15 protein-coding genes are annotated in these 17379 nt (G+C 33.7%); 7 read left to right on the top strand and 8 right to left on the bottom strand.

Annotated elements, in window-relative coordinates:
- The first annotated feature begins 11 nt into the window (after nt 1-11).
- The 3 genes from BWZ20_RS02060 to BWZ20_RS02070 are packed head-to-tail and all read left to right on the top strand — an operon-like array spanning nt 12 to nt 4329.
- Nucleotides 12-791: a polysaccharide biosynthesis/export family protein gene (locus tag BWZ20_RS02060; protein ID WP_076615567.1), complete on the top strand. Its 780-nt coding sequence runs from the start codon at nt 12-14 to the stop codon at nt 789-791.
- A 17-nt stretch (nt 792-808) separates the two neighbouring features.
- Complete coding sequence (locus tag BWZ20_RS02065) at nt 809-3169, top strand: GumC family protein (RefSeq protein ID WP_076615569.1); 2361 nt, start codon at nt 809-811, stop codon at nt 3167-3169.
- Between the two features lie 32 nt (nt 3170-3201).
- Nucleotides 3202-4329, top strand: a complete 1128-nt coding sequence (locus BWZ20_RS02070) for a polysaccharide deacetylase family protein (protein ID WP_076615572.1) — start codon at nt 3202-3204, stop codon at nt 4327-4329.
- 7 nt (nt 4330-4336) lie between these two features.
- Here BWZ20_RS02070 and BWZ20_RS02075 read toward each other — a convergent pair whose 3' ends face one another.
- On the bottom strand, nt 4337-5509 hold the full coding sequence (locus BWZ20_RS02075; protein ID WP_076615575.1) for a proline dehydrogenase family protein: 1173 nt from the start codon (nt 5507-5509) through the stop codon (nt 4337-4339).
- Between the two features lie 100 nt (nt 5510-5609).
- Between BWZ20_RS02075 and aroB the strand changes: the two genes are divergently transcribed.
- Entirely contained in the window at nt 5610-6680 is a 1071-nt protein-coding gene (gene aroB, locus BWZ20_RS02080; RefSeq protein WP_076615577.1) for a 3-dehydroquinate synthase, read from the top strand.
- Nucleotides 6681-6731: 51 nt separating this feature from the next.
- Here aroB and BWZ20_RS02085 read toward each other — a convergent pair whose 3' ends face one another.
- Nucleotides 6732-7211, bottom strand: coding sequence for an Lrp/AsnC family transcriptional regulator (locus BWZ20_RS02085; RefSeq protein WP_076615579.1), 480 nt, complete (start codon nt 7209-7211; stop codon nt 6732-6734).
- Nucleotides 7212-7285: 74 nt separating this feature from the next.
- On the bottom strand, nt 7286-8431 hold the full coding sequence (locus BWZ20_RS02090; protein ID WP_076615581.1) for a M14 metallopeptidase family protein: 1146 nt from the start codon (nt 8429-8431) through the stop codon (nt 7286-7288).
- Nucleotides 8432-8734: 303 nt separating this feature from the next.
- Here BWZ20_RS02090 and BWZ20_RS02095 point away from each other — a divergent pair, with 303 nt between their 5' ends.
- Genes BWZ20_RS02095 through BWZ20_RS02105 form a run of 3 tightly spaced genes read left to right on the top strand, consistent with a single transcriptional unit; the run spans nt 8735 to nt 10342 of the window.
- On the top strand, nt 8735-9103 hold the full coding sequence (locus tag BWZ20_RS02095; protein ID WP_076615584.1) for a helix-turn-helix domain-containing protein: 369 nt from the start codon (nt 8735-8737) through the stop codon (nt 9101-9103).
- Between the two features lie 39 nt (nt 9104-9142).
- Nucleotides 9143-9535 (top strand): hypothetical protein, encoded by a 393-nt coding sequence (locus tag BWZ20_RS02100; protein ID WP_076615587.1) that lies wholly within the window; start codon nt 9143-9145, stop codon nt 9533-9535.
- A gap of 6 nt (nt 9536-9541) precedes the next feature.
- The gene (locus BWZ20_RS02105) at nt 9542-10342 is read left to right on the top strand and encodes a TerC family protein (RefSeq protein WP_076615589.1); all 801 of its coding nucleotides are present in this window, start codon (nt 9542-9544) and stop codon (nt 10340-10342) included.
- 1 nt (nt 10343) lies between these two features.
- On the opposite strand, the gene BWZ20_RS02110 is transcribed toward BWZ20_RS02105, so the two are convergent.
- From BWZ20_RS02110 to ychF, 5 genes are all read right to left on the bottom strand, one after another.
- Nucleotides 10344-13025, bottom strand: coding sequence for a DNA gyrase/topoisomerase IV subunit A (locus BWZ20_RS02110; protein WP_076615591.1), 2682 nt, complete (start codon nt 13023-13025; stop codon nt 10344-10346).
- Nucleotides 13026-13499 carry a hypothetical protein gene (locus BWZ20_RS02115; RefSeq protein WP_076615594.1) on the bottom strand — a complete coding sequence of 158 codons (474 nt, stop codon included), beginning with the start codon at nt 13497-13499 and terminating at the stop codon, nt 13026-13028. It lies immediately after the preceding gene.
- Nucleotides 13496-15355 carry a DNA topoisomerase IV subunit B gene (locus BWZ20_RS02120; protein WP_076615596.1) on the bottom strand — a complete coding sequence of 620 codons (1860 nt, stop codon included), beginning with the start codon at nt 15353-15355 and terminating at the stop codon, nt 13496-13498. The genes BWZ20_RS02115 and BWZ20_RS02120 overlap by 4 nt, the downstream gene beginning before the upstream one ends.
- A gap of 123 nt (nt 15356-15478) precedes the next feature.
- Nucleotides 15479-15940 (bottom strand): SRPBCC family protein, encoded by a 462-nt coding sequence (locus BWZ20_RS02125; protein ID WP_076615598.1) that lies wholly within the window; start codon nt 15938-15940, stop codon nt 15479-15481.
- A gap of 315 nt (nt 15941-16255) precedes the next feature.
- Nucleotides 16256-17350: a redox-regulated ATPase YchF gene (gene ychF, locus BWZ20_RS02130; RefSeq protein ID WP_076615601.1), complete on the bottom strand. Its 1095-nt coding sequence runs from the start codon at nt 17348-17350 to the stop codon at nt 16256-16258.
- Between the last annotated feature and the right edge of the window lie 29 nt (nt 17351-17379).

Consider the following 17379-nt stretch of genomic DNA (forward strand, 5'->3'; position numbering starts at 1 on the left):
ACATCAACAACATGAAAACACGTAACCTTGTAATTCAATTAATAGCTATATTAGTTTTAACTTCTTGTGGATCTCGCAAAAACATTGTTTACTTTCAAGATGAACCCATAGAAGATGGTGTTTTAGTTTCAGAACCAAAACCTATTATATATAAGCCTGATGATATTTTAACAATTAATGTATCTGCTTTAGATCCAGATACTGTGAAACCATTCAATCTTATGGTAGTTTCTAATAACGATTCAAATCTATTAAACGCAGGTGGCCAACAACAATTTCAATCTTATTTAATAGATTACGATGGTAATATAGATTTTCCGGTACTGGGCAAATTAAAAGTTGCTGGTCTAAACCGTACTCAACTAACATCAATGCTAGTTGAAAAAATAAGTGAATATGCTAATAACCCAATTGTTAATGTAAGATTATCTAACTTTACAATTACTATTTTAGGTGAGGTAAGAAATCCAGGAACATTTACCATACAAGACGAACGAATCACCGTTTTAGAAGCATTAGGACTTGCCGATGATCTTACTATATTTGGTAAACGTAAAAATGTTTTACTTATAAGAGAGGTAGATGGCAAAAAGAAATTTGCTAAAATAGATTTAACTTCTGTAAATGCTGTTAATTCTCCTGTGTATTATCTCCAACAAAACGATGTTATTTACGTAGAGCCAAATAATGCCAGAATTAGATCATCTAGTTACAATCAAAATAATAGTGTATTAATCTCTGCTATAGGAACACTGACAACTATCATTGCTGTATTCTTAGTAAGAAATTAAGAAGGTAATTACAATTTATGAAATCCAAAACAAACACTGTAGACTTAAAACAAACGTTAGAACTATTTCTCTCGTATTGGAAATGGATTCTTCTCTGCGTAATCATTGCTGTAATGCTAGGTTTTACACACCTTCGCTACGCTGATTACGAATACAAAGCTAATGCTACTATAAAAATTAGAGACGAAGAACAATCTCAAAAATTACCAAGCTTAGACGATGTAAAGGCCAATGGTTTATTTTCTGGTGGTGCTGATAAAATTAAAGATGAAATTAGAGTAATACGATCTCGAGAAATTGCCGAAAACATAATTAAAAAGTTAGATCTTAATATTAGATATTATGCTGACGGTAAAATAAAGGAAAAAGAATACTATAAAGATGCTCCTGTTAAAATAAATTTTTATGGTAGCGATTCTTTAATAGACAGAATAGGCCGTTCTTTATTCATTAAAATAAAGTCGCCTACGCAATACCTCCTTTTCGATGAGAAAGAACAATCGCTCTTTGACGACCGAGAAGATACAGAAGGAAAATTGTATGATTTTGGTGAAAAAGTTGACACTCCTTACGGTGGTTTTTACATAGTACCAAACGATGGTAAATATGCACCTAAAGTTGGAACCAATATAAAAATTGCCATAATACCAGTAAGAAAATTAATTAACCAATACTCCAAAAATGTAACCATTTCTACAGAAAAAGGATCTAGCGTTGTAGGATTAGAACTTAAGGAAACTGTAGCAAAAAGAGCAGTAGATTATTTAGACCAGCTCATTAAAGAATACAATAATGACGTTCTAAAGGACAAAGAAGAAGTTGTTAAAGTCACCTCAGATTTTATAACAAACAGACTACAAAAAGTTTCTAAAGAACTAGAAGAAGTAGATTACACAGCCGAAGAACTTCAAAAAAGAAACAATCTTACTGCCTTAGGTGCTCAGGCAGACCTCAACCTGCAAGCAAATAAGCAATTAGAACAGCAGATAGCCAGTACTGCTACTAATATTCAATTAATTTCATATTTGCAAGAAGAAATTCAAACAGAAAACAGAAGCAGTGATATGCTACCGGCAGATGTAGGCATTGGAGATGCATCAACCGCACAAATGATAGCAAGCCATAACGAACTTGTAGCAGAACGAGACAGAATATTAAAAAATTCTACACCAAAAAATCCTGTTGTAGTCAACCTAAACGATCAAATTAATGCACTTAAGTCTAATTTAGAACGCTCTCTAAGCAACATGAAACAAACGTCAGAATTGACCTTAAATAACCTTAATAAGGAAAATTCTAGAATTCGTGGTCAGCTTTACGCGGCTCCTACAAAAGCAAGACAATTTAGAGACATTAAAAGGCAACAAGACATTAAAGAGTCTTTGTACCTGTATCTTTTAGAGAAGCGTGAAGAATCTGCGATTAGACTTGGTATGTACACACCAAATGCTAAAATTATTGAGAATGCTTATTCTTCTTACATGCCAATTGCACCTAAACCCGCAATTATATATATAGCGTCTGTTATTTTAGGGCTTATGATACCTATTGGTATTATTTACTTAATTAATCTTTTAGATTCTAAAGTTTACAATAAAAATGATTTAGTCAATATATTAGATGTGCCTTATCTAGGCGATATACCTAAAACATCTAAGAAGCAAAAACTAATAAAACGTGTTGATTATTCACCTAAAGCGGAAGCCTTCAGAATTGTAAGATCTAATATAGATTTTATTCTAAGAGACCTAAACAATCAACAAAAAAGGTTGTTTATAACATCTACCAAGGCTCAAGAAGGAAAATCGCACACAAGCACCAATCTTGCGAGTTCAATATCATTTTCAGAAAAATCGGTTCTGCTCATTGAAATGGACATACGTGTACCTAAAATTTTAGATTACCTAGGAATAAAAGAAAAACCTAAAAGAGGGCTATCCGATTATTTAGCAGACAGTTCGGTAAAACCTCAAGAAATCGTTGTAAAACATCCTGAAAACAAATTTTTAGACATAATACCGTCGGGCACAATTCCGCCAAATCCTTCCGAATTACTTATGAGTCCGAGGGTTGCAGAACTTTTTAAATATTTTGAAAAGAAATACGATTATATTGTTGCCGATACTTCGGCGGTTGGTCTAGTAAGTGATACGCTACTAATATCTGAACTAGCAGATCTATTTGTGTATGTTGTAAGTGCAGATAATGTAGATAAAAGAAGGCTCGTTAGTGTAGCACAACCACTATACGAAGACAAACGACTACCAAACATGACCATGCTTTTAAATGGTGTTAAACCAGGTAAAAAAGGGTATGGGTATGGTTACGGTTATGGCAACAACCCTAATAAAAAGAAGAAATGGTTTAGCTTTTCTTAAGAAAATAGATTTCAAAAAATAATTTAACATTTATGAAAACCTTAATGCTTCACAGTGTTGGTTGTGAAAAAGAAAATTGGTACAGAAAATGGCTTTCTATCTCTATAGAACATTTTGAGAATTTTTGCCAATACCTAGTAAAAAACAATTTTGAAACTATTTTTCTAGACTCTTGGGTAGAAAATCCAAATGCAGATAATAAGATTGTACTTACTTTTGATGATGGGTACTTAGATAACTGGGTGTATGCTTACCCGATATTAAAAAAATATGGTCTTAAAGGAACAATATTTATAAATCCAGAATTCATTCAGAATGAGACGGATATTAGATATAACCTAGAGGATGTTTGGAATAAAAAAATTGATCAGTCGCACTTAACAAAGCTTGGTTTTTTAAACTGGTCAGAACTTAAGGCAATGCAAGATTCTGGTGTTATTGATATTCAATCACATAGTATGAGTCATAACTTTTATTTTTATTCTAATAAAATAATTGACATTTATACAGGTCAACCTAAGCACAATTGGTTACCATGGTTATCAAAACCAAAAAGAAAACCTTATTATATTAACGAAGACCAATCAAAATTTATTGACAATGGTTTTCCAATTTTTGAATATGATAGAGCGCTTAGAGTTCGTAGATATATCCCAGATGAAAAATTTATTCAATATTCTGTTGACGCATACTCAAAATTGGGTGAAGCTATAGATAAGACCGAATTTATTAAAAATTTAAACGACAAGCTTAATGAATTTCCTGGCTGTTTTGAGTCTGATGCAGATATGCATAACCGCTATACCTACGAGTTAGCGGAAAGTAAGAGAATTATAGAAGAAAAATTGAGCAAACCTGTTGATTTTATTTGTTGGCCTGGTGGCGGTTTTAACCAATCTAGTATAGATGTAGCTAAAGAGGTAAATTACAAGGCCATGACAGCATCAGACAAAAAAATTAAATCTCTTAATACAGAAGGAATACTTAACATAAGTAGAAATGCCATGACGTCGTTTATACAAACCCCTAAGCGTGACCATTACATAAAAAATCCTCAATTCTTAGTCACTCTTTTTAAGTATCATAACGGGAGTGTATTGAGCAAATATAAATACCGTTTACGAAAATTAAGCCTGATTGTTTTTGACAAACTATTTTAATAAAACCTTATACTTTTCGTCTTTTTCTTTCAGTTTTTAAAAGTGTTAATTCTCTATTTGTTTGGCCTGCAACAGAGGTGTTCTCCTCTGCTCTTCTTATAAGATAGGGCATAACATCTTTAACTGGTCCAAAAGGAATATATTTAGCCACATTGTAACCTTCTGCTGCCAAATTATAACTAATATGATCGCTCATACCATACAACTGACCAAACCAAACATTATTATCGTCTTTGCTGATACCGTATGTTGCCATTAATTCCATCGCTAAATAACAACTCTCTTCATTATGGGTGCCTATAAAAACCGAAATATCTTTTGAGTTTTCTAAACTATACGATAGTGTTTTATTAAAAGTATCGTCTGTTGCTTTTTTATTTTCACAAATTGGTGACTCATATCCATTTTCTTCGGCCCTATTGCGCTCTTTTTCCATGTAAGCACCTCTAACTATTTTTAAACCAATGCTAAAGCCCTCATCCTTTGCCTGTTTATGCAATTTTTTAACATATTCAAATCTATCCCATCGATAACACTGAATAGTATTATAAACAATCGTTTTACCGTTGTTGTATTTACGCATCATATCTACAACCAAATCATCTGCTGCATCTTGCATCCAACTCTCTTCGGCATCAATTAATACTTCAACATCTTTTTCCTTTGCTAGTTTACAAACAGCATCAAAACGCTTAACGATTCTATACCACTCCTCTTTTTCAGAAGCGGTTAGCGCTTTGCCCTCTGTTTTCTTTTGGTATAATGAAAACCGTCCAAAACCCGTTGGTTTAAATACAACTATTGGCATAGCCTCTCTCTCATCGCAGAAGTGGATAATCTTTAAGATTTTTTCTAGCGCACTGTCAAACTCCTCTTCTACTTCTTTGCCTTCAACAGAATAGTCTAAAACCGAACTTACTCCTTTTGTATATAATTTATCAATTACAGACAAACAATCCTCTTCATTAACGCCTCCACAAAAATGATCAAAAACGGTAGAACGTATTAAGCCTTCAACTGGTAAATTTGCTTTAAGAGCAAAATTTGTCGCTGCTGTACCAATACGAACAAGAGGTTGAGAAGAAATCATTTTAAATAAAAAATAAGCACGCTCTAATTCAGAATCAGATTTCAGCGCAAAAGCAGTAGCAGTGTTTTCGAAGAGAGAACGGTTTATCATAGATTTTTAGAATAAGTATTGCAAATATATTTAATCCTTTGCTTATTTTTTTCTAAAAAAAGGGAGTATTTTCACAGCATTAACTGAGGATATAATAAAGATGAAATCTATAAATACTAAAAGTGCCATTGTTCACTTTAATGAAAATATATACACAGAGCTTAATAATTACATAAAATCTACAAAGCCTTCAAAAATATTTATACTCGTAGATACAAATACCCATGATGCCTGCCTTGCTAAGTTTTTGGCTCGTGTAGAAACTGGAGATATTGTTGTTGAAGTTATGGAAATGCCAGAGGGTGAAGATCATAAAACGATAGATATTTGCACTGGTGTTTGGGAAGCCTTATCAGAGTATTATGCTGACCGAAAAAGTCTATTGATTAACTTGGGAGGTGGAGTTGTTACCGATCTTGGTGGTTTTGTTGCCAGCACTTACATGAGAGGTATAGACTACATTAATGTACCAACATCTTTATTGGCAATGGTAGATGCCTCTGTTGGTGGTAAAACAGGTGTTGATCTTGGGAATTTAAAAAATCAAATAGGCGTTATTAGCGAAGGGAGCATGGTACTAATCGACACCTCTTTTTTAGAAACATTACCCAAAAACCATATGGTTTCTGGGTATGCAGAAATGTTAAAACATGGATTGGTTTATGATAAATCTTATTGGCACACTCTTTTAAATTTTGAGAATTTAGATGTCCTAGCATTAGATAAGATGATTTATGATTCTGTTGTTATTAAGAATAAAATAGTTTCTAAAGACCCTACGGAACAAGGCTTAAGGAAGGTTTTAAACTTTGGGCATACGCTTGGCCATGCTATAGAAAGTTACTTTTTGGGCAACGCTGACAAAGTTCCGCTGCTGCATGGTGAAGCCATAGCAATAGGTATGTTACTAGAAGCCTATATCTCTACAAAAACTGTTGGATTATTAGACCAAGAGTTTAAAGACATTGAAGAAGGAATATTAAGAACATTCTCTAAAGTTGAAATCAGTGAAAATGATCAAAAAGCGATAATCAACCTTTTAAAGTACGATAAAAAGAATAGTCACGGAAAAGTAAAATTTGTGCTGCTTGAAACAATTGGAAAACCAAAAATTAATTGCGAGGTCGAAAATGGTATATTACTCGAAGCCTTTAAATACTTCAATTCTTAATAAAAAAACCCTTAGTAAAGACTAAGGGTTTCAACTATTTTATGCAATTAATTACAGCTCGTTAAAAATGGTATGCATTAAACGCTTCTTGTCATTTATACTTTCTTCTAGAGATATCATAGTTTCTGTTCTATAAACGCCTTCAATATCATCTATTGTAAAAATTATATCCTTTGCATGCATCGTATTTTTTGCTCTTATCTTACAGAAAATATTAAACTTTCCGGTAGTTATATGAGCCACGGTAACGTAAGGTATACTTTCAATGCGTTCTAACACAAACTTAGTTTGAGAGGTATTCTGAAGAAAAATACCTACATAGGCAATAAACGAATATCCCAATTTTTTATAATCTAAAGTTAGTGAAGACCCTTTAATGATTCCGGCCTCCTCCATTTTTTTTACACGTACGTGAACTGTTCCTGCAGAGATCAATAATTTTTTTGCAATATCTGTAAAAGGAATACGCGTATTATCTATGAGCATATCCAATATTTGGTGATCAACTTCGTCTAATTTAAACTTTGGCATAATTGTATAATCTTTAAACTTTATGCAAAAATAGAGCTTTTTCGTTATCAATTACGCACCAAAAGCAAGTTTTTTTAAGGTTTTAGTGAGATTTTTTCATTATTTATTAATACGAAATCGTTTTCGTTAGTAACTTTTACAGTGGTATTAAATTGGCTTTTTACCAACTTACATTCTGCGTTTATTTCTTTATGACCGTAAAAATTATTTAACTTTTTAACAGCTTCAATTTTGGGGATAAACTCAATACCATCATCAACTAACCGCTCTTCATACTGAATTCCAATATCAGTAATTTTAATAGAATCTTCTTTTAATTTTGCATTGCGTATAATAATGTCATAAAACTGTTTAGAATTTTCAGGAATGGTTAGATAATCTTGATAATCACTAACAGAAAAACCGGACGTTATGCTCTCTAAAGCTTTTAGAATAGCCAAAACCATTAAAAAACGAACTTTTTCCCTATTGTAATCCTCTGGATAATGACCAGCTTCAAACAAAATTGTTGGCACATTTAAACTTTGAAACGTGTCGCCAACGCAGTTGAGGTTAAAACCATCGTCGTATCTCGCCACTCCGTTTGGTATTATTTCCTGCAGTGCTTTACTCATTTCGGCAATCAATGCCATGGCCGCTTTTCTATTTGGTGTTAGCGAACGCTGTATGTTCTGAGAAGGGGATAAAAAAGATAGCACTGATGATTTATTGGTTTTACCAACATTATATATGGTGCGTTGCCCATGAAGATTAAAACAGTAATGTGGTTTAAAGTCATTAAACACTTTTCTTAAAACTTTACTTTCTGGTTGTGATAGCTCTTGTGCATCTCTATTTAAATCCACATTATTTGCATTAAACCGCGAATAGCGTTCTGCACCATCTGGATTAAGAATTGGTATAATCTGTAATGTACAAGATTCTAATATGGTATTAGGATACTTGTTATTGGTTAGAAACAGGTTTACACAATCCATTAGAGCCTTAGTTGTTGTAGACTCATTGCCATGCATCTGAGACCACATTAAAATCTTTTTAGATCCATGACCAATCCTAAGAGAATATATAGGTCGTTTTTCAACAGAATACCCGATTATAGAAATCATAGATTTTGGTATTGTATTGAGGTATTTTTCAATGTTATAATTAGTGATATATCTACCAAATAATTCTGATACCTTTAGTAAAGAAAATAAACTTTTGAGCTGCTCTAATTCCATTAATAATTTTTATGTGTTACAAATGTAACTATTTGATTTTTTACAATTGTATACAATGAAAAGATCATTATGAGTTACACATGTATACATTATTCTACCTAATACCTTCTGTCTTGCTGCTATACTTTAAAAACAACAATACAAAAGTTATATTAAAATTGCAATATATTTAATACCAATAATTTAAGGGGTTTATATAAAGTTTTACTTTATAATTATAATAAAGATTAACATTAGATTATTGATTTCAAAAATACTATTGTTTACATTTGTATAGTTGAAAATGAAAAACAACTGTTTACAATGATAAACTCATCAGATTTTGCTACTCGTCTGCAAAAAATCATAGATTTTTATGATGAAACCGCATCTGGTTTTGCAGAAAAAATAGGAGTGCAACGTTCTAGTATATCCCATATTCTCTCTGGTAGAAACAAGCCAAGTTTAGATTTTGTAATGAAAGTACTTCACACCTATCCCGAAGTAGAATTGTATTGGTTATTAAATGGTAAAGGAAATTTTCCTACTACAGAAAATAAAATTTCAAAAACCACAAATCCTCAACTTAGTTTAGAATCTGAAAGCACATCAAATCTTAAAGAATCATATTCTGAAATAGAAAAAATAGTGATCTTTTATAAAGACGGTACTTTTAAAAGCTACAATCCTTAAATTTAATTTTACTCACTTATCTTTGCAGAAACTTTTAAAATGAAGAACCTTTTTTTGCTTTGCGCTATCTCGTTACTTTTTATGAGTTGTTTTGAAGTTGAACGCCATTGTGCTGACTTTAAAACAGGTGAGTTTGAATTTAATTATGTAGTGGATGGTATAAATAAAACAGGTAGATTTATAAGAACAGATTCTTTAAATATTGATTACTACGAAGGAAAAATAGATTCATCATCTGTGCGTTGGATAAATGATTGTGAGTTTATTTTAAAAAAGTTAAATCCTAAAACAAATGCTGAGAGAGACGCCATTCATATGAAAATTCTTACAACCAATGGTACATCATCCTACACCTTTGAATACAAACTTGCAGCAAAAAAACCTAATAAACCCCAAAGAAGCGAAAAAGGTATTGCGTACAGAATTAACTAAAAGCATATGTTAGAATTTTTATTAACATCTGATGCCATCATGGCACTTTTAACATTGACATTCTTAGAGATTATTCTAGGCATAGACAATATTGTGTTTATTTCTATTGCAGCTAATAAATTACCAGAACACCAAAGAAATAAAGCTACAAACATAGGTTTGGTTTTAGCCATGGTACAGCGTATAGTTTTGTTATTCTTTGTAACATTCCTTATCGGCTTGAGCGAACCTTTTCTTAAATATGAATCTGAATGGTTTAAAATAGCACTAAGTTGGCAAGCGATCATTTTATTTGCAGGTGGACTTTTTTTAATTTACAAAAGCACCTCCGAAATAAGAGAAAAGGTAGAAGATCCAGGTCATGATGAAAAAGGGGTGAAATCTAAAGTTATTACATCACTATCACAAGCTATAACTCAGATCTTAATTATAGATTTTATTTTCTCTGTAGATTCCATATTAACAGCAGTAGGTATGACAAACGGCTTACACCCAAATAGCAACTATACACTTATGTTAATGATTATAGCTGTTGTTATTTCTATAGTTGTAATGATAGGTTTTGCAAACCCAATCCGAAAGTTTATAGACCGAAATCCTAGCATGCAAATCTTAGGTTTAGCATTTTTAATTCTTATAGGTTTTATGCTTATAACTGAAGCTGCACATCTTTCCCACACGGCGTTCTTTGGCAAAACTGTGGGTGCAATACCAAAAGGATACCTTTACTTTGCTATAGCCTTTTCACTCTTTGTAGAGTTTTTGAATTTTAAAACAAAAAAACTAAGGCACAAAAATAACTATTGAATTAGAAAAGCGTAACCTGACCAGAACCATCTGTATCTAAGGCATTATCATCATTATTATCTGTTGAGCTATCGCTAGCTTGCTCTGATTTGTCTAAGCCTTTTTTATCTTCTATGCCAGAGGATACTGTTTCTTCATCTACAACTTCCAGTTCGTCTGCATGCACTTCTTCTGGAGCCTCAAACGGTAATGAGTCTAATAGATTTATTTGGTTAATTTTTTCTTTTGTTAATTGATTACCAAGGGCATTAATCCCTTTTACCGCAATAAACGCTTCAAGATCCACTTCCATATTTGGCTTACGGTCTTTGCCACGCTCTTTGGTAAATTCTACCTCAGCCACTGGTCTCCAGTCTGTAGATACAATTTCTAACTGAGAATCGGGATGACTAGAAATAAAGGTTTCTTCCTTTCCCTCTTGCTCAATTAAAAAACGTTTTACATAATAACGTTCTTTCTCACCGTCATAGTAGATGGCTGAGATTGGTTTTTTTGGTATCCATTTTTCGAGAACGATCATATCACTATCAAAATGCGTTGTGAGTTCAGGGATTATGGTTTTAACCGTGCCTGATTGTGTGATTACTAATAGACGGTCTTCGCCTCTAAACTCTCCTATAAGTTCTCCGCGATTATCAACGTTTAGTCGCTGTACGGTGTCATCAAACCAAATTTTTCGAGGCTTTAAAGTTGAAACACCTTTTTCCTTAAGCTCAATGCGTTTAACGGAATATTTGGTTACTAAATTCCCTTTAGACGACCGTCCTTTTATCAAAATGTCTGCAAAATCTAAATCCCATTTCAATTTCTTTATACTGCCTACTTGACGTAGTAAAACGGTTACTACTTCAGCCTCACCATTAGGATTTGCGGAGAAATACCATACCACAGAACCATTATTGCCATTGGTCATATCGTATTCTCTATCTCTAGTAATACTAGTTACTGCAAAACGTTTAACATAAGATGGTCCTTTTTTACCATCTCTATATATCATATTGTAGATAGTGCGTTTGTCTTTTTTCTTAAATACCGCTACGTGAATAATATTTTTACCTACAAAGGTTTTAGAGTCTACTTTAGTTACCATCATTTTACCCTCTTGGGTAAACACTATAATGTCATCTATGTCGCTACAATCACAGACATATTCATCACGTTTTAAAGATGTACCCACAAAGCCTTCTTCTCTATTTACATAGAGTTTTGTATTTCTTATTACGACCTTAGTAGCGTCTACATCGTCAAAAATGCGCAGTTCGGTTTTACGTTCTTTACCCTCACCATACTCTTTCTTTAGCCTTTCAAAATAGGCAATTGCATAATCGATAAGATTTGCTAAGTGATTTTTAACTTCGGCTATTTGATCTTCTAAGGCTTCGATTTTTTGTTGTGCCTTATCGATGTCGAATTTAGATATGCGCTTAATTCTTATCTCCGTTAAACGCACAATGTCTTCTTCTGTAACGGCACGTTTTAAATGTTTAATATGTGGTTGAAGCCCTTTATCTATGGCTTTAATTACGCCTTCCCAAGTTTCTTCTTCTTCAATATCACGATAAATTCTATTTTCAATAAAAATGCGTTCTAATGAAGCAAAATGCCACTGTTCTTCAAACTCACCAAGCTTTATTTCTAATTCCTGTTTTAGTAGTTGTACCGTATTATCTGTAGATCGACGGAGCATTTCCGTAACGCCTATAAACAATGGTTTGTTATCTTCTATTACGCAGCCTAAAGGTGAGATGGATGTTTCGCAAGCTGTAAAAGCATATAGCGCATCTATGGTTTTATCTGGTGATAATCCCGATGGTAAATGAATGAGAATTTCAACTTCAGCTGCTGTATTGTCCTCTATTCGTTTAATCTTAATTTTACCTTTATCATTGGCTTTTAAAATTGAATCTATTAAAGACGATGTAGTAGTACCATAAGGAATCTCTGTAATGGCTAAGGTATTTTTATCTACTTGAGAAATTTTGGCTCGCACTCTAACTTTACCACCACGTAACCCATCGTTATAGTTACTTATATCGGCAATACCTGCTGTAGGAAAATCTGGGTAAATCGTAAAACGCTTCCCTTTTAGATGTTTCACCGACGCATCTATTAGCTCAATAAAGTTATGAGGTAGTATTTTTGTTGAAAGCCCAACCGCAATCCCCTCGCCACCTTGCGCTAATAGTAATGGAAACATTACTGGTAAATTTATGGGCTCTTTTCGTCTGCCATCGTAAGAAGCCTGCCATTCTGTAATTTTTGGATTATAAACAACGTCGAGCGCAAATTTAGATAGCCTTGCCTCGATGTAACGCGATGCTGCTGCACTATCGCCTGTTAGAATGTTTCCCCAGTTACCTTGGGTATCGATCAATAAGTCTTTTTGGCCGATTTGTACCATGGCATCTGCAATACTAGCATCACCATGTGGATGATACTGCATGGTGTGACCAACAATATTGGCTACCTTGTTGTAACGACCATCATCTAAATCTTTCATTGAATGCATAATACGTCGTTGTACTGGCTTAAAACCATCTTCAATTGCTGGCACAGCACGTTCTAAGATTACATAAGATGCGTAATCTAAGAACCAGTCTTTGTACATGCCTGTTACTTTGGTAATCGTTTCTTGATTGCCTTTATCGTCGTTTAATAACTCTTCATTTTGATCTTCTGCCATCTATCCTTCTTTTCGCTTTTTGTTCTCTTTTAGTGTTTTTTTTAGCGATTGCTTAACGTATCTCATTTTGCTTTTTTTAAGAAGCGTCACATTAAAGCGTTCTTTTATTTGTTTTCCGTCGTAAGTCTTAATAAGTACAACCAAAGACTTGTAAAGGAAATAATCATTTATCTTATAGCCAATAAGCTGATGTCTGGAAAATTCAACTTTATTTTCTCGATAATTAATGTACTCTGTTAATATGAGGCCTTTATTGAGGATTATAATTTTTGCTCCATCACTATCATACTCAAAATAACCTGCAACAGAATGAAACAACACCAAAACAACAAATAGGCCAAGAAAAACAAAAAACGTACTGTCTACAAAAAACTCTAGTGATTTAAATACGGTTGCTAGCAATATACCAAATACAATAAGTATAAAGTAAATAGAAACTACCGTATTTTTAACTTTTCTATTGTCGGTTCTCATGCGCTTTCTTCAACAATATCAAGTTCTACTTTAAGGTTTTCAATAATGAATTCTTGACGCGATGGTGTATTTTTTCCCATGTAGAAAGACAGCAATTCTTCAATAGACATATCCTTGTCTAACATTACGGGATCTAATCGTATATCGTCACCAATGAAATGTTTAAACTCATCTGGCGAAATTTCACCTAACCCCTTAAATCGAGTAATTTCTGGTTTTGGCTTTAGTTTTTCAATAGCATTTTTACGTTCCTCCTCAGAATAACAATAAATTGTTTCTTTCTTGTTTCTTACTCTAAACAAGGGTGTTTGAAGGATGTACAGATGCCCTTCTTTAATCACTTCAGGAAAAAACTGCAGGAAAAATGTAATTAGGAGTAATCTAATGTGCATACCATCTACATCTGCATCTGTTGCTATAACGATGTTGTTATATCTTAGGTCTTCTATAGATTCTTCAATATTTAATGCTGCTTGAAGTAGGTTAAACTCTTCATTTTCATATACAATCTTTTTACTTAAGCCATATGAATTTAAAGGTTTACCTTTTAGACTGAAAACCGCTTGTGTATTAACGTCTCTAGATTTTGTAATACTACCAGAAGCGGAATCACCCTCGGTAATAAACAACGTTGTATCTAGGTAATTATCTTTTTTTGTATCGCCAAAGTGAATACGACAGTCTCTAAGCTTCTTGTTGTGTAAACTTGCCTTCTTAGCACGCTCTTTCGCTAATTTTCTAATACCTGATAGTTCCTTACGCTCACGTTCTGCCTGAAGAATTTTACGCTGAATCTTTTCGGCAGTGTCAGGATTTTTATGCAGGTAATTATCTAAATAGGTTTTTACAAAATCATTGATATATGTTCTTACTGTTGGTAAATCGCCACCCATATCCGTAGAACCTAACTTGGTTTTGGTCTGGCTCTCAAAAACAGGTTCCATCACCTTAATGGCAATAGCAGATACAATAGATTTTCTTACATCTGAAGCATCGTAGTTTTTGCCATAAAACTCACGAACAGTCTTAACAATTGCTTCTCTAAAAGCCGCTAAATGCGTTCCGCCTTGTGTTGTATTCTGTCCATTAACAAACGAGTGGTATTCTTCGCTATATTGGGTTTTACTATGTGTTATAGCCACTTCGATATCATCACCACGCAGATGAATAATTGGATAAAGCATATCACTTTCATTAATGTTTTCTGAAAGTAAATCCTTTAAACCATTTTCACTGTAGTACTTTTCGCCATTAAAAACTATGGTTAATCCAGGATTTAGGTATACATAGTTTTTTAGCATTTTTACCACATATTCATTTCTGAATTTATAGTTCTTAAAAATGCTATCATCTGGCACAAAGGTGACTTTAGTTCCTTTTCGTCTTGATGTATCGTCTAAAAATTCCTGATCTTTTAATTCTCCTAATTCAAATTCTGCGGAAGCTGATTTTCCGTCTCTGGTAGACTCCACTCTAAAATAGGTTGATAGCGCATTAACCGCTTTGGTACCAACACCATTAAGACCTACGGACTTTTTAAAAGCTTTAGAATCGTACTTTCCACCAGTATTCATCTTAGACACTACATCTACCACCTTACCTAACGGAATACCACGACCATAATCGCGTACAATAACACGATCGCCTTGAATAGAAATCTCAATGGTTTTGCCAGCACCCATTACAAACTCATCGATAGAGTTATCGAGCACTTCTTTGACAAGAATATAAATACCATCATCTGGTGAGGATCCGTCACCTAATTTACCGATGTACATGCCAGGACGCATCCTTATGTGCTCTTTCCAATCGAGTGAACGGATATTGTCTTCAGTATAGTTTGTTTGCTCTGTCATAGGTTTTAGGACGAGGTTAATGATAGAACGCTAATATAAGACTATAGCTTAAAAAATGAAACAGGCTTCTGGTAAAGTAATTAACAATAAAGCGCCGTTATTGTTGAGAACCTAGACGGAATTTTATCCTTTTGAAAGTTCCTCCGCTTTTTGCTTTAAAATTTTATTTCTATCGATTATTGCCTCCTTCAAATATCTTTTTAGAATTAGACTGTCCAGAATTTTGCCAATAATTCCATATTTTGAAGCAAAGTGCAATTGATCTATCATTACGGTCTTACCATTGCGTACTTTAAAAATATGATCGTGTCTGTAAGATTTAAAGCTACCATCAGTCATTATATCTGTAAATATGTAGGGTTTTTTTAACTCGGAAACTTTTAAGGTAAGGTGCTGCATATAGCCAAGATGATTGGTTTCCCATGTTATAGAATCCCCTTCTTCTACAAGGCCAGATATTTTTCCCATAACTGGTATTTCATTTTTGTGCTTTAAAGACTGCTTGTAAAACCCAATATCCCTTGCTAAATCAAAGCAAATCTCAATGTCTGATTCTATTTCAGTTTCTACTACAATTTGAGGCATAAAGTTAGTTTTGTAGTAAGACACTTACATTTAAAAAAGGTCACATGAAATGTTTAACACACTGTAAATATTTTAATAAAATTCTGCTTCTCGATACTAATTTTTCTCATTTTCAATCGTAAAATTCACTCGAAGTGACGGATTTTATCAGAAAAGGTTCTCGTTACAATTTATGGCGCTACTCCGACTTCGCTTAGCATCCACTAAAAACCACTCGAACTGACAATTTCATAAAATTGAAAAAAAATTATCCTCAGAAAAATTTAGATTGAAAAACCAAATCAACAGTTGAACGCATCAACAAATCAACTCTATTTACACGTTAAACAAGAAATACATTACATCTCCATCTTTAACAATGTAGTTCTTCCCTTCTACACGCATTTTACCAGCTTCTTTTACTTTAGCTTCACTTCCGTAGTTCACGTAATCATCGTAAGCGATAACTTCTGCTCTAATAAAGCCTTTTTCAAAATCGGTATGAATAACTCCAGCAGCCTGTGGCGCAGTAGCACCAACACCAACTGTCCATGCTCTTACTTCTTTTACACCTGCTGTAAAGTAGGTTTGCTGATTTAAAAGCTTGTAAGCCGCTCTAATTAATTTTGCCGAACCTGGCTCATCTAAGCCTATATCGTCTAAGAACATTTGGCGCTCTTCGTAATCTTCTAACTCGTTAATATCGGCTTCTGTTCCAACTGCTAATACCAATACTTCTGCGTGCTCATCTTTAACTGCTTCTCTCACCTGCTCTACATAAGCATTACCAGTGTTTGCAGATCCTTCATCTACATTACACACATACATTACTGGCTTGTCTGTAATAAACTGTAGTGGCTTTACGTAATCTGCATAATCTTCATCTGAAAACTCTAATGCTCTCACAGACACACCAGACTCTAAACCGTTCTTTATCTTTAAAAGCACTGCTTCTTCTGCTTGCGCTTCTTTATTACCGGTTTTAGCAGCACGCTTTACTTTATCTAATTTCTTTTCAGTTGTTTCCAAATCTTTAAGCTGAAGCTCCATATCAATGGTTTCCTTGTCTCTAATGGGATCTACAGAACCATCTACATGAACAATATTATCGTTATCAAAACAACGTAACACGTGCAAAATAGCATCGGTTTCTCTTATGTTGGCTAAGAACTGATTTCCTAAACCTTCTCCTTTACTTGCACCTTTTACCAAACCTGCGATATCTACAATCTCTACCGTTGCAGGCATTACACGCTCTGGATTAACCAAAGCTTCTAGTTTTGCTAATCTCGGGTCTGGCACGTTAACCACACCAATATTAGGCTCTATGGTACAAAACGGAAAGTTTGCACTTTGCGCTTTAGCGTTAGATAAGCAGTTAAATAAGGTTGATTTTCCTACGTTTGGTAATCCTACTATTCCAGCTTTCATATTAACTTCCTGTACTTCGACTCCGCTCA

Origin of the sequence: Winogradskyella sp. J14-2 (assembly GCF_001971725.1) — a bacterium.
Classification (GTDB): Bacteria; Bacteroidota; Bacteroidia; order Flavobacteriales; family Flavobacteriaceae; genus Winogradskyella.

Bases quoted from the DNA above. Each gene is read 5' to 3' on its own strand.
- BWZ20_RS02060 (WP_076615567.1), top strand. From the start codon at position 12: ATGAAAACACGTAACCTTGTAATTCAATTAATAGCTATATTAGTTTTA.
- BWZ20_RS02065 (WP_076615569.1), top strand. From the start codon at position 809: ATGAAATCCAAAACAAACACTGTAGACTTAAAACAAACGTTAGAACTA.
- BWZ20_RS02070 (WP_076615572.1), top strand. From the start codon at position 3,202: ATGAAAACCTTAATGCTTCACAGTGTTGGTTGTGAAAAAGAAAATTGG.
- BWZ20_RS02075 (WP_076615575.1), bottom strand. From the start codon at position 5,509: ATGATAAACCGTTCTCTCTTCGAAAACACTGCTACTGCTTTTGCGCTG.
- aroB (WP_076615577.1), top strand. From the start codon at position 5,610: ATGAAATCTATAAATACTAAAAGTGCCATTGTTCACTTTAATGAAAAT.
- BWZ20_RS02085 (WP_076615579.1), bottom strand. From the start codon at position 7,211: ATGCCAAAGTTTAAATTAGACGAAGTTGATCACCAAATATTGGATATG.
- BWZ20_RS02090 (WP_076615581.1), bottom strand. From the start codon at position 8,431: ATGGAATTAGAGCAGCTCAAAAGTTTATTTTCTTTACTAAAGGTATCA.
- BWZ20_RS02095 (WP_076615584.1), top strand. From the start codon at position 8,735: ATGATAAACTCATCAGATTTTGCTACTCGTCTGCAAAAAATCATAGAT.
- BWZ20_RS02100 (WP_076615587.1), top strand. From the start codon at position 9,143: ATGAAGAACCTTTTTTTGCTTTGCGCTATCTCGTTACTTTTTATGAGT.
- BWZ20_RS02105 (WP_076615589.1), top strand. From the start codon at position 9,542: ATGTTAGAATTTTTATTAACATCTGATGCCATCATGGCACTTTTAACA.
- BWZ20_RS02110 (WP_076615591.1), bottom strand. From the start codon at position 13,025: ATGGCAGAAGATCAAAATGAAGAGTTATTAAACGACGATAAAGGCAAT.
- BWZ20_RS02115 (WP_076615594.1), bottom strand. From the start codon at position 13,499: ATGAGAACCGACAATAGAAAAGTTAAAAATACGGTAGTTTCTATTTAC.
- BWZ20_RS02120 (WP_076615596.1), bottom strand. From the start codon at position 15,355: ATGACAGAGCAAACAAACTATACTGAAGACAATATCCGTTCACTCGAT.
- BWZ20_RS02125 (WP_076615598.1), bottom strand. From the start codon at position 15,940: ATGCCTCAAATTGTAGTAGAAACTGAAATAGAATCAGACATTGAGATT.
- ychF (WP_076615601.1), bottom strand. From the start codon at position 17,350: ATGAAAGCTGGAATAGTAGGATTACCAAACGTAGGAAAATCAACCTTA.